The organism is Bradyrhizobium sp. AZCC 2176 (assembly GCF_036924645.1).
In the GTDB taxonomy this organism is placed as follows: domain Bacteria; phylum Pseudomonadota; class Alphaproteobacteria; order Rhizobiales; family Xanthobacteraceae; genus Bradyrhizobium.
The window spans coordinates 5,812,933-5,825,560 of record NZ_JAZHRX010000001.1 but is presented as its reverse complement, the minus strand read 5'-3'; the positions used below and the strand labels follow the sequence as shown (position 1 = coordinate 5,825,560).

At 60.0% G+C, this 12,628-nt stretch carries 11 protein-coding genes and 1 pseudogene; 7 read left to right on the top strand and 5 right to left on the bottom strand.

Going from position 1 to position 12,628, the window contains the following annotated elements; genetic code table 11:
- Positions 1-815 precede the first annotated feature (815 nt).
- The 4 genes from V1288_RS27410 (at position 816) to V1288_RS27395 (ending at position 3,810) form a co-directional block, all read left to right on the top strand.
- The gene (locus V1288_RS27410) at positions 816-956 is read left to right on the top strand and encodes a hypothetical protein (protein ID WP_334359993.1); all 141 of its coding nucleotides are present in this window, start codon (positions 816-818) and stop codon (positions 954-956) included.
- A gap of 203 nt (positions 957-1,159) precedes the next feature.
- Positions 1,160-1,579 (top strand): GFA family protein, encoded by a 420-nt coding sequence (locus tag V1288_RS27405; protein ID WP_334359992.1) that lies wholly within the window; start codon positions 1,160-1,162, stop codon positions 1,577-1,579.
- A 182-nt stretch (positions 1,580-1,761) separates the two neighbouring features.
- Positions 1,762-2,103, top strand: a complete 342-nt coding sequence (locus V1288_RS27400; RefSeq protein WP_334359991.1) for a DUF6894 family protein — start codon at positions 1,762-1,764, stop codon at positions 2,101-2,103.
- Positions 2,104-3,510: 1,407 nt separating this feature from the next.
- On the top strand, positions 3,511-3,810 hold the full coding sequence (locus tag V1288_RS27395; RefSeq protein WP_334359990.1) for a hypothetical protein: 300 nt from the start codon (positions 3,511-3,513) through the stop codon (positions 3,808-3,810).
- A gap of 40 nt (positions 3,811-3,850) precedes the next feature.
- On the opposite strand, the gene V1288_RS27390 is transcribed toward V1288_RS27395, so the two are convergent.
- Positions 3,851-4,888: a hypothetical protein gene (locus V1288_RS27390; RefSeq protein WP_334359989.1), complete on the bottom strand. Its 1,038-nt coding sequence runs from the start codon at positions 4,886-4,888 to the stop codon at positions 3,851-3,853.
- A 564-nt stretch (positions 4,889-5,452) separates the two neighbouring features.
- On the opposite strand from V1288_RS27390, the gene V1288_RS27385 reads away from it, so the two are divergent.
- Complete coding sequence (locus V1288_RS27385) at positions 5,453-6,280, top strand: hypothetical protein (RefSeq protein WP_334361480.1); 828 nt, start codon at positions 5,453-5,455, stop codon at positions 6,278-6,280.
- Positions 6,281-6,314: 34 nt separating this feature from the next.
- Here the strand turns inward: V1288_RS27385 and glmU (V1288_RS27380) are convergent.
- From glmU (V1288_RS27380) to glmU (V1288_RS27370), 3 genes and pseudogenes are all read right to left on the bottom strand, one after another.
- Positions 6,315-6,479 (bottom strand): annotated as a pseudogene (gene glmU / locus V1288_RS27380) (bifunctional UDP-N-acetylglucosamine diphosphorylase/glucosamine-1-phosphate N-acetyltransferase GlmU); the annotation flags it as partial.
- 247 nt (positions 6,480-6,726) lie between these two features.
- Complete coding sequence (locus V1288_RS27375) at positions 6,727-6,876, bottom strand: hypothetical protein (RefSeq protein ID WP_334359988.1); 150 nt, start codon at positions 6,874-6,876, stop codon at positions 6,727-6,729.
- A 549-nt stretch (positions 6,877-7,425) separates the two neighbouring features.
- Complete coding sequence (gene glmU, locus V1288_RS27370; RefSeq protein WP_334359987.1) at positions 7,426-8,784, bottom strand: bifunctional UDP-N-acetylglucosamine diphosphorylase/glucosamine-1-phosphate N-acetyltransferase GlmU; 1,359 nt, start codon at positions 8,782-8,784, stop codon at positions 7,426-7,428.
- 169 nt (positions 8,785-8,953) lie between these two features.
- Here glmU (V1288_RS27370) and V1288_RS27365 point away from each other — a divergent pair, with 169 nt between their 5' ends.
- Positions 8,954-10,333: a pentapeptide repeat-containing protein gene (locus V1288_RS27365; RefSeq protein WP_334359986.1), complete on the top strand. Its 1,380-nt coding sequence runs from the start codon at positions 8,954-8,956 to the stop codon at positions 10,331-10,333.
- Positions 10,334-10,542: 209 nt separating this feature from the next.
- Positions 10,543-10,923 carry a hypothetical protein gene (locus V1288_RS27360; protein WP_334359985.1) on the top strand — a complete coding sequence of 127 codons (381 nt, stop codon included), beginning with the start codon at positions 10,543-10,545 and terminating at the stop codon, positions 10,921-10,923.
- Here V1288_RS27360 and V1288_RS27355 read toward each other — a convergent pair.
- Positions 10,883-12,508, bottom strand: coding sequence for a glycoside hydrolase family 17 protein (locus tag V1288_RS27355; RefSeq protein WP_442893859.1), 1,626 nt, complete (start codon positions 12,506-12,508; stop codon positions 10,883-10,885). The two genes, V1288_RS27360 and V1288_RS27355, sit on opposite strands and share 41 nt — an antisense overlap.
- Positions 12,509-12,628: the final 120 nt, after the last annotated feature.

The window sequence follows — 12,628 nt, the reverse complement described above, 5'->3', positions numbered from 1 at the left end:
GGCTTAACCTGTCACGTCCGCGAGGCGAGCGGAATACGGGACCGCGATCTCGCGGCATGAGCTGCCCGAGCTTTGACCTTGGTCTCCCCGAAAGAGAGGGAGCAGGGAATGCCGGATGCGCGCTGCACCCGCGGTCCCGTGTGCAATGGGTAGAAGGAAACGCACACGAGCATACAGGTTCAGCGGAGGCAATCCGGCATTCCCTGCGCAATGGCTTTACGGCTTACTTCGTGCTCTTCCCGGCGACGAATTCCTTTTTGTCACCGTCACCAGCGGATTGAGATTTGTCTAAGCCCGGTCGGGCCGACGCGTCTCCGCTGGCTTGACATCAGCCACGGATGCCAGAACCACACGACTTCGCCGTACGCAGCGCCTCCACGCCACTCCGACCGGCGAGATGCCGGCCGAAGCTAAAGGCGAAGGCCTTGAAACGCCGGTCGTCTGCGCAAACGTTGGATCACTCACGGGAGAACCCGCCCTGCGACCACGATCGCGCCCGACGCCGCTGCGTCCACCGCATCCAACCCCGCGTCCGTGACGATCGCGATACGCCCCTCTTGCCGGGGTGGATGGCCGGAGTGATAGCGGTGATTTGGCCTGCAGCGAAAGCGGAATATTTTTTCGGATGAGGCTGGACGGGTAGCATCAGTTTGATTTGGTTCAGGAAATTAGTTTGTGCGCGCAGGCTTGACCGAGCGGAATTAAATGCACGGTCACTTCCCTATGGGCGCCCTGGGCGGCTATCGTAGTGGTTGCATCACGATGACAGTTACCAACAAAAATTTTTATGTTTATTTGCAGGGCGGGGGCCTCACGTGGATGTGCTGATAATGCTTGGCGGGATCGCGATCGCCGTCGCCCTTGGTGCGCTGATCGCGGTTGCAATCGGCATCGCCTACATCGCACTTGCGATCCGGCGCGGTCGGCGTGCGTATCAGTCGCGGCGGCCGTTGTAACTCCGGCCTCAGGCTGCCCCGCATCGGAATTACGATGACAGTGCTGTCACTGTAATTCTGCGTAATTCTGATGTGCGAGCTTTGACGGAGCAATAGAGCCCCATAAAGTTCGATCAGATCGATTTTACCGTCATCGGTCGAATGGCCCATCGTCCCTTCGCGGTAAGCTTTGCCTGCTCGGAAGCAACTGGAGGATAATTCGAATGGCTGACGCTCGATGCAGCTGCGGTGCAGTCACGCTCTCGCTTCCAAAAGAACCATCCAAGATAGTCGTTGCTTGTCATTGCATCGACTGCCAACGCCGAACCGGCGCGCCGTTCGGTGTAGGCGCTTATTACCCCGCCGATGTTGTCACCATCTCGGGGACCTCAAAGGAGTTCACGCACGCCGCCGCAAGCGGCGGGAAAATTCATAACTATTTTTGTCCACAGTGCGGCTCAACAGTCTACTGGAAACTCAGCAATCTGCCCGCGCTGATCGCCGTTGCGGTCGGCGCGATGGCAGAACCAAAATACCCGGCCCCCGTCATATCGGTTTTCGAACAGTCGAAACATGATTGGGTTCAAATTGATGGTGCCGTGGAGCACTTCCGGCAAAGCTACCTCCCAAAAAATTCAAACTGAGACACAACCGAACTACAACGCGCGTGGAATTACGGTGACTGTGCTGGACTGCAATTCGTCGTCAGTTCTTTGGAACATACCGCAGTGCCAGAGATTGCCATGGATCACCGCACGGTCAACACGGCAATTTATCGGTGACTGAGAGACGCCACCGCGCTCCCGCCATGACCAGGAGCGCTCACATGGGCCGGTACTTTTTCGATGTTATTGCTGATGGCGAACTAACTCCTGACGAAGACGGCATGATCCTGCCCGACATGGCCTCAGTACGGCGCGAAGTCTCCCTCTCCCTTGCTGATCTCGCGCGCGATACGGTTCGCCGTGAAGGCTGCCCCCGCCTGGCGATCTCGGTGCGCAACGAGGACGGGCCCATATGCGAAGCGGCCTTCCAATGGAGATTGGAGACCAAGCATGGGATCGCTTGCCGTAGTTCGCAGTTCCCTGAAGAAATTCGCAGTTCCCTGAAGAAAGCTGAACAACCGTTAATGGAACCGGAACGAAAGTCCCCATGGCGGAATTGTTAATCCGAGACCGCCGCCCGCCGTCAATGAACGGCGCATGTCGCGGATAGCCAAAGGTCTTCGGACCCGCTGTTCAAGAACAAGCGCTCGCGCAAGATAGCCAAAGGCGGCGGTCTCCGTCTTATCTGCGAGCAGGAAGAAGGCCCTCGATATTGCTGTCGGGCGTCGTTGGGCCGTGCGGGCTGGAGAACTGCTATGCGAAACACTGTCAAGCGAAACACTGTTGAGATTGACTCCCGACACAGTCGCGCGATCGTTCAAAAGATTGGCGAAAGACTACGAGCGTCGATAAAGGAAGATCGAGAGATACCCGCGCACTTCAAAATGCAGATCGATCGACTTCGGGAGTTAGAAGACGAGACGAAGCTCAGAGGTTAAGTCACGTCCGTTCGGATCGGCTCCTCTCTCACGACTCCCCTCTGAAGATTCTTCTCTGAGTGCGCGCCCGTACTCTTCCGGATAGACAGTTCCGAAATCCGCATCAGAATAGCCGCATTGCAGCGGCGCGGCATTCAGTTCACCTAGTAAGTTCACCTAGTATTTGCGTTTGGCCCGGCAGTCCGAAATGGCTGCCGGGCCTTTGCATGACTACCTGTCAGGCTGCTCCAGGGGCCGTTTCCATTCATCAATGGTTAAGGCGTTCCCTTCGGCGTCAACCGAGTGGCCGGAGCATTTTCCGTTCTGATTGAATCAGAACGAGCTCTAGTCTTTTGTTTTGACGCGTTTTCTTGACGCGAACCGGTGTCCACTTCGCTGGAAAACGCTCTAACGAGCGGTCGCAATGCAGCCGATGCCAGCCGGGTTGCAGGTCAAATACCGAACGAGTGCCTGATCTGCCTCAGCATCGATGTGGCGGCATCAGTATACCGACCATGGGTGAGATACTAGTCTAGCTGCGACGCACCAAGCAGCATCACGGCTGCCATTACAAAGCCTTTGAACATAGTGGGCCTCTCCAAAGGAAAGAGACCGCCAACCGGGCTGGTCGGGTTAGAGCCTTTCGGAATTCGCTGTCGCCGATCGCGACCTATCCGCAATGGCGGAATGCTGGCACCAATTGGTAGCCAAATTGCTAAATCGTGCTGCGAATTACGGTGCCAGCGAATTACGAATTACGGTGACAGTGCTTAAAATGCACCACGCCAGCAACCTCGGTCGGATTAAGTGCACCATTCAAGGGACCGATTTCGAGTCGGCCTTTTCCGTGTTCTCCGCCAGACGATGTGCCGCGCAGCAGGAAAGCTCCGTAAAAGTACCGGGGCAGCGTCCCCGCTATTGCCCTCGCTCTCCGGTTGCGGTTGGATGAGGACGGGTCGGGGGAGATTTCAAACATGCGTAGTCTGGGAATCGTGGCGCTGGGCGCCGCGTTGGGTGGGTGCGCCTCATCGGCTTCGGATATTGCGCCGTCTTATGTTTCGCCTGTCACTTATCAGGCATACACCTGCCAGCAACCTGGGCCTCGAAGCGCAGGCGATTTCGACCCGGGCGGCAACGTTGTCTGGTGCCCAAGACAGTCAACGAACCAAAGACGGCCTAGTTACTGCAGCAGCCATAGTTGTGTTCTGGCCGGCGGCATTCTTTGTCGGTGGTGACAAGCAGACGGCAGCGGAGCTTGCCAACATGAAGGGCCAAATGGTTGCCATCGAGCAGGCCTCTATCGCAAAGAAGTGCAACATCCAGTTTCAGGGCAAGCCACCTGGCGCAACCTAAACCCGGAACTACGGTGACAGAATTACGGTGACCACTGGTTCTATTCTTCGGAGTCGGTGGCCTCAGCAACTGAGGGTGGATTAGTGGTCCGCAACAGTTGAACCGATTTCACTTCGCCATCGATCTCGCGAAAGGCGATCTCCATCCAGATCGAGTCCCGGCTATCTAGCGCCTCAAAGATCGCCTTTCGGGATGGGTCCGAGAACAGGGTATCTCCGAACTTAATCCGATACTGCTGCTTCTTGTCTGGAGTGCTGATTAGGACGCTCAGCTCATGTGGATCGCTGGTGTTGATGTCGAGCACCCGCATCCTTTGGATCGCGATTCGGAGCTCGGCTTTCTTTCTTGGCGTTGTCCGCAGCAACTCGGCTTCCTGCCGGGTCAGATGTGTATCGTTTATCGAGCTTTCGGAGGTTTTGGATGCCGCTTTAAGCAAGGCATCGTTCGTGGCGGTAATAGCCTCCAACGCACGGCTGCCAATCTCGCCCTGCTTCTCCAGCACGCCGGTAATTGTCTTGAGTGCTTCCAATTGGCCGGTCGAGCTGAGGGTGAGTGCCTTCAAAGCCTCGATGTGATCTTTGCTCTTCAACTCCTCAATCTTGATGGCTTTCTGCTGTTCGAGCCACGCATTGAACGCCCAGTTACCACCTACTAGTGCGGCCACAGATACGAGGACGATAGCCGCCCGCTTGCCATCCAGTTTGCCAATCATTTGCTTCAACAATCCCGGAACGATTTTTTCCAGTTTAGCCGTGAGATTAGAGCTACCATCTGTAACGAGGACATTGATTTGGAGTTCTGCTTTGACCCCTTCAGAAAGTTGTCCGCTATCAGCCACCCCTGCAGAGGCTTGAGCGGCCAACCGGTAGATTTGCTTCTGTAGCTCAAGAAACGCCTCCATGAACGGGGGCGTAATGCTGGATGAGACCTCGGGATGAGGTATGTAGACATGAACTTGAGGCCAATCGCCCAAGTCTAAATGTTCAAATTCAGGACTGAACGGGTCTTCAATTTTCTCTAGCTGGTCCAGCAGCTGCAATACTGCTTCTGGCGAGCTATCCCGCAATGCTATTGTCACTGGCCAACGCCCCTCCCTCTTGCCGCGTCGGAATCACTTTATCGGTCCATTATTACCAGCCCTGACCAGCCCAGCGCGATAGGGCTCTGGTAGATTCTACTTTAGGTTAATGCTGGCTACAATCAAGCCAACCATTACTGTACCCTGAGCTTAAAATGTGATCTGAGGCAACAAGGTCACCCGAAGGGAATTGCAGATGTTGCTTAGAGACGCGATGATTGTTTGGACACCGGACCGCGATATGTGGCAGGGCCGCCCCACGTCGGGGCAGATTGCAGTGACAACAATTCCCGAAGCACCTCCGCTCAAAGCCCATCCGATGTCGGTTGGCGCCTGTGATCTAAGTTGGCGAGAGGCAGACGACGCGGGGCGCCGAAAACTTCTGCAAAGGTATTTCACGCAAATAGTTCATAGGGACGGCCTAGATCAGAACAGGGCTCGCGAAGCGCTTTCAGTGATCGAAGATATCAATCCAGTTCATCTATCCGCCGAGAAGCCTGATCCAGACGACGACACTTGGCAGTGAAGGACGGTTCACACAAATGGGAACAACACCCAGACCAAATGAAACTTGATTCCAACATTATCGCCGGACTGCCCGTCAAGAAAGCGCGCGACCTGATGCGCCACCTCAACGTATTTCGAATCGACGCGGAAACGGTGCTTGAGTTCCTCAACGACGAGCATTGGCGCAGCACGGTGGACGCCGCCCACAAGGCCAATCCGAGAATCCCGAAGACCCTTCGCCAGCGATGCGATTCTGATGACCGCAAGCAATATTGCAAAATCTGGGGCTTCAAGTTCACGCCGATCAAGGCCGCCGAGGCCAAGCGCGTCTTCGATGCGCTGCTCGCCGAGGGCTACCTCGAACCCCACGAACCGGAGCACAAGTTCGATAAAGCCAAATACCAGACCAGCCAGAAGGGTCGGCAAGTCGCGGCTGCGAACCTGACGAAACGCTTCGACCGCGCCAAGGCCGACGCCGAAGTCGCTGCCCTGATTGCACGCGCCAACGAGATCAATAAGCGCGACGAGCTGGTGTTCTTCGTACACAAGATCACCGCGTTCGGATCGTATCTCACTAACAGCAACGATCTCGGCGACATCGATCTCGTGGTCGAGGTCGCGCCGCGCCGCGAACAGCATACCGACGAGTCGCATTATCGCGCAGACAACAGCGGCAAGACCTTCGATTTCACGGGGAGCCTGACTTACGGCAGTACCGAGGTTCTGCAGTTGCTGCGGGCACGCAAGGCGCGCTTGTCATTCGCTTCGCGCTCGACTCTCGACGGAATGAAGACCGAGACTCGCGTGCTGTTCGACTGGCGGCCCGACGCCGAGCGCCGCGCCGAGATGGAGACGTTCGACTGGCGGCTGCACGGGTTACGGTGACAGTGCACTTAACTTGCCGCTGGCGAAGTGCAATTGAGTGCACTGGCACCGAATTCCCCCCGACATAGGAGAGATTGTTGACCTTGGCGCCCGCTTCGAGCGTCGCGGCCTTTGTCTCCACGAAATTGCCGATCCGAACGCCCTCACCAAGCGAGGTGCCGGGGCGCAGGCGCGCATACGGACCGACGGAGGCGCGTCCGTCGATCAAGGTTTGCACAGTGCTGTCTTTAAAGAAACAGTCGCGCTCTGCCGGTACGCAAAATACGCCGCCCCGCAAAGGTGCGAGGGTTCGGTTCTAACGGGACGAAAGTGCGCGCCCGTACTCTTCCGGATAGACGGTCCCGAAATCCGCATCAAAATAGCCGCATTGCAGCGGCGCGGCATTCAGTTCACCTAGTATTTGCGTTTCGCCCGGCAGTCCAAAATGGCTGCCGGGCTTTGCATGACTACCTGTCAGGCTTCTCCAGGGCCGCTTCCAATTCTGTGACGATGTCGTGCAGGAGCCCCATTGCAAGCGGGTCAGTGACCTCGCGCTCCATCACGCGGAAGCGCATCACCCGCTCCTGAAGTTCACGCTGTTCCCTGTCGTCATCCATAAATGCGCTCCGCTCCGCACTGAAGCATGACGCCGAGCGAGACCGATGGTTGCAGGAACTTGAATGAATATTCATCAAGGTTAAAGCGTTCCTTTCGGCGTCAACCGAGGTGGCGGTCGCAATGCAGCCGATGCCAGCCGGGTTGCAGGTCAAATACCGAACGAGTGCCTGATCTGCCTCAGCATCGATGTGGCGGCATCAGTATACCGACCATGGGTGAGATACTGATCTAGCTGCGACGCACCAAGCAGCATCACGGCTGCCATTACAAAGCCTTTGAACATAGTGGGCCTCTCCAAAGGAAAGAGACCGCCAACCGGGCTGGTCGGGTTAGAGCCTTTCGGATTTCGCAGTCGCCGATCGCGACCTATCCGCAATGGCGGAATGCTGGCACCAATTGGTAGCCAAATTGCTAAATCGTGCTGCGATGGCGTCGCGGAGGGGTTTCGCGAGCGTCCGCAATGTGCCGGGCTATTCACGGCATTTTCGACCGAAAACCGTATTGCGGATTGAGACAGTCTTAGGCGGAAAGCTTAACAACCCCTGTGCCTAACCCTCTTTCTCAGCCTTGGCCCGCATCTTCATCTCGCGGTACCTTGCCGCCCCGCCCTCGCGGTTGCTCTGCGGGCTGCGCTCCACGGCCATCGCGTCGTCGGGCACGTCCTTGGTGATCACCGAGCCCGAACCGATATAGGCGCCGTTGCCGATCTTGACCGGCGCCACCAGTGAGGAGTTGGTACCGACGAAGGCGCCGGTGCCGATCGTGGTCTTGTGCTTGAAGAAGCCGTCGTAGTTGCAGGTGATGGTGCCGGCGCCGAGATTGGCGTTGGCGCCGACATGGGCGTCGCCGACATAGGAGAGATGGTTGACCTTGGCGCCGGCTTCGATCGTCGCGGCTTTTGTCTCGACGAAATTGCCAATCCGAACGCCGTCGCCGAGCGAGGTGCCGGGGCGCAGGCGCGCATAGGGACCGATGGACGCCTTCTTGCCGATCGAGGCCTGCACGATGTGCGAGAACGAATGGATCACCGCGCCGTCGGCGATGGTGACGCCGGGGCCGATCACCACGAACGGCTCGATGGTGACGTCGCTGCCGAAAATGGTGTCGGCGGCGAGATAGATCGTCTCCGGCGCGATCAGCGTCACGCCGGCATCGAGGGCGGCCTGGCGCAGCCGCGCCTGCATCACCGCTTCGGCTTCGGCGAGCTGCGCCTTGTTGTTGATGCCGCGCACTTCGTCCTCGCTGGTTTCGATCACGACGGCCTCCAATCCCATTTCCCTGACAATGGTAACGGCATCGACCAGATAATACTCGCCCTTGCTGTTGGCATTGCCGATCCGGTCGAGAATTTCCAGCGCTCTGTGGCCGTCGAACGCCATCACGCCGGCATTGCACAGCGTCACCTTGCGCTCTTCTTCAGTTGCATCGGCATGTTCGCGGATCGCCATCAGGTGGCCGTCCTCGAGCAGCAGGCGGCCATAGCCGGTCGGATCCGCGGCGCGGAAGCCGAGCACGGCCAGCGCCGCGCCCTGCTCCAGCGGCGCGCGCAGCCGCGCAAAGGTGTTTGCCGAAATCAGCGGCGTGTCGCCGAACGCCACCAGCAAATCGTCGGCGCCGCGCGCGATCGCCGCGCGGGCGGCGAGCACGGCATGCGCGGTGCCGAGGCGCTCGGCCTGAATGAACGTTGCCGCCTCGGGGCGGATGCGCGCAACCTCGTCGGCGACCGCCTTGTGGTCCGGCCCGATCACGACCGCGAGCGCGGCGCCCGTTCCGTGCGGGGCCGCATCCAGCACATGCGCCAGCAGCGCCTGGCCGGCGACGGGGTGCAGCACCTTCGGTAGCGAGGATCGCATGCGCGTGCCCTCGCCGGCCGCAAGCACGACAGTCAGGCTGGATCGAGCGGTCATTCTGTTCCTTTTACGGACAAAGCGGATGGCGCCGGGCCGTCTTTAATTGTTTTCCCCCGGAGATCAAACCGATTCGCCGCCCCGAAAACGTCCGGATTCAAGTGGGCGTCGCTTTTCCTGTTAATGTTTGGCCTGTGATTCGGCGGGCCTTGAGGAGGGCCAGGGGCGCTTGGCCAAGAAACCAGACCATCTCGCAGACTTCGAGGCGGATGACACCGGTGGCGTGCTGAGCAACCTGTTGGCCGAGGAGGACGAACTCGACCGCCGCGGGCTGTGGCGGATCGGATCCTGGGGCGTCGGCGCCACGGCTGCGGTGGTTCTAGCCGTGATGGCCAACCAGTCGTCGCTCGGGTTGAAGCGGGAACAGGTCGCCGCCACCGATCTGACCCGGCAGGCGCAGCAGATCCAGGTGGTTGCGCGGGAAACCCAGAACGAGGCGCGGCGGCTTTCCGCCGCCATCGATACGCTCAATAGTGATCGCGACCGGCTGTATTCCCGCGTCACCAGCCTGGAACAGGGGCTCGACTCTGTTACCGGGGCCATCGCCCGGCAGGCTTCCGCTTCGGCTTCACCACCTGTTGCAAATCCGGAACCGCAGGCCGCCGCAAACCCGCCGCCGTCGCCGGCCGTCGCGCCGGTAGCGACTAGCCCGGCCACGCTGCCCGCTGCCGATAAATCCACTGCCGCCACCGCGGAGCCCGCCCCGGCTGCGGTGTACTCCGCCGCCAAGGATGCCGCGAAGACCGACGCGGCCAAAGCGGAGAGCGCCAAGCCGGAAACGGCGAAGGCGGATTTGCCAAAGGTAGAGCTGGCAAAAGCGGACTTGACAAAAGCGGACTTGGCAAACGCGGACTTGGCAAAGGCCGACACCGCAAAAGCGGACACGGTCAAGCCGGAGCCGGCAAAGCCCTCGCCCGCCACGCCGCTGATGGCTGCGCAATCGATGATGGCCCCGCCCGATCCCGCCGCTGGCAAGCTGATCGCGCCGGGCAAGGCGCCAAACCCTGTGATCGCAAGCCCGATCCCCGACGTCGCGGCGGCGGCACCATCGGCCGCCGATGCGGAAGCCGACGATGACACGGCGCCAAAAGTCTCGCTGCGGCGAACCGAATTCGGGGTCGATCTTGGCACCGCCAATTCGGTGAACGGCCTGCGCGCGTTGTGGCTCGGGCTGTTGAAATCGAGATCGAACGCCCCCCTGACGGGGTTGCGTCCGATCATCGTCATCAAGGAGGCGACCGGTGGGCTCGGCATGCAGCTTCGCCTGGTGGCGGGTCCCTTGAACGACGCCGGCGCCGCCGCCAGGATCTGCGCCATCTTGACCGAAAACAAGCGGCCTTGCGAGACCACGATCTTCGACGGCCAACGGCTGTCGCTGAAGTCGGATGATCCGCCGCCCACCGCAGCCAAACCGCCGCTGCGCCGGCGCGGCATCGCCAAGCGGGCGGCGGCGGTGGTCGTCGAGGAGGTGGCGAAGAAGCCGGAGGCGCCGCCTGCGCCAACGCAGACGACGCTGTCGTCCTTCTTCAGCCGGAAAAATTCGCAATAATCTTTTGACTATCCTTGCCCCTCATGGTGAGGAACGCGAAGCGCGTCTCGAACCATGAGGCCCGGTCTGTGGCCTACATCCTTCGAGACGCCCGCTCTGCGGGCTCCTCAGGATGAGGGTCTTATAGGGCGTTATGGCGAAATTCTGACTTGCATTCTCGGCACAGGCGAACGCTTGTCCCGGCAGCCAATCCCGACCATATTGCGCCCATGAAAAAATCCCCGTTCCGGCTCACGCCCTATCAAGTTCAATTCCTGCTCGTGGTCGGCTTCGTCACCGTCGGCTACGCGCTTTACCTGCGCTATCTCGCAGTCGAATTGTCGCCCGTTGCGCTGGCCTGCGACGCCGGCCTGCAAACCATGCTGTGCAAGTCGCGGACGCTCGCCACCTATCTGTTCAAGAATTCGGTATTCGGCATCACAGCGCTGGTGATCGCGACGCTTCACGTCATGCGGCCGTCGATCGTGCTGTTGACCGGCGGGCTGATCGCGGCGGGATTTGGAATCGTGCTCTACAATATCGTGCTGTCGGGACTTGCGATCGGCCTGCTCATTTTGGGATTTGCTCGGCCCGCGCCCGCCACAGCGTGAGCGCCAGCAAGAGATAGATCGCGCAGGTCCACATCGACTGCCAGTTCTGGTTGCCCTCGTTGAAGCCGGTGAAGAGCGCGGCGGCGACCAGCAAACCGGCAAAGGTGGATTCGGCGATCGGGCGCACGCCCTCTTTCGGCCGGTTGAGCAGCATCAGGGCCGCGAACGGCACCACCGCCATGGTCAATGAGGCGAACGGAAAATCGCGGTAGCGCGGATCGAACGTAAAGCCGAGCGCGGTTTCCGCCGCGATCACCGTGGTGACGACAAGCACGAAACCCAACAGCGCCGTCAGCACCGATTTGGTCCGGACCTCGCGCGGTCCGAGCAGTTCGAGGAATGTCGGCAGCGGCCGCCCCGACATCGCAGCGTTCGCGCACAGCATCGGTGACGCAATCGCGGCCGCCAGCAGCGCGCCCCATTGCAGCCAGCCCCCTAGCCCGTAGCTCTCGTAGAACATCTTGTCGGCGGCGACCCCGAGCAGCATGCCGGCGGTGGTCGCCGATGTCCCGACCGCGATCCACGAGGCCAGCCGCGGCTTCCACGGCCGCCGCCGCAGCGTCAGCCAGCCCGCCAGGAACACGAAGGCGCTGAGTGCCATCCCGCATCCCATCTGCAGTTTCCAGAACGGATAATTGCTGATCGGCTCGCCGGGCGGATATTTCACCGCCCGCTGCGCGTCATTGATCATGCCCCAATAGCCGCCGACCGTGCCCTCGAGCTGGCGCTTCCACGGCTGGTCATAGGCCTCGATCAAATTGACCCGAAACTTTTCGCGCTTGGCAAGGTCGAGGATTTCGGACACCACGCGCGCCTGGTTGGTGCGCGACGGCAGCGCGCCTTCGCGCATCCTGCCCGCGCTCGGCCAGCCGGTTTCGCCAATCAGGATTTCCTTGTTCGGAAACGCCACCGCCATCCGCTTGCGGATATCGTCGACATGGCCGGCGGCGTGTTTCGCGCGCACCGGCATGTCTTCCCAGTAAGGCAGGATGTGAATCGTGACGAAGTCGACGGCGTCGTAGACCTCACGGTTGCGCAGCCAGAATTCCCAGACATCGGCATAGGTGACCGGCACGGTGACCCGCGACTTCACCGAGCGGATATGGGCCGCGAGATCCGATGTCGTCATCTCGCCGCGCAACAGCACCTCGTTGCCGACCACCAGCGCGGTGATGACATCGGGGTGCTCCTTGGTCAGCTCGATCGCTACCGAAATCTGGGCGAGGTTCTTGATCCGGTTGCTCGATAGCCAGATCCCCTGGATCACCTTCAGCCCGACCTTCGCGGCCAGTGCCGGAACCTGATCGAGCCCGTTCTCGATCGAATAGGTCCGCACGCAATCGGTGATCTTGGCGAGCTGCGCCAGATCCTGCGCGATCTGTTCAGGCAGGATTTGCGTAGTCGGAATCAGCGGCGTCTGCGCGCCGCGGAACGGGGCGTAGGAAACGCATTGCAGCTTTGCGCTGGGGTCGATCGGCGCGCGCACAAGCGTAATCGGCGTGGCCAGCCACCACCAAAGGGCCGCGATCATACCTAGCGATGAAAGGAGAAGCGCCAGCGGCGTACGAAGAGAAATCGGTTCCATCCTCCGGGCGGGGACCGTCGATTACCCGTTCATCGGCGTTCTGCCAAGATGCACGATCGCCCTATTCCGCCGCCGCCCCTGCGGCAGTTTTGCCACCGCCCCGATAAAGTTGTGACTTTG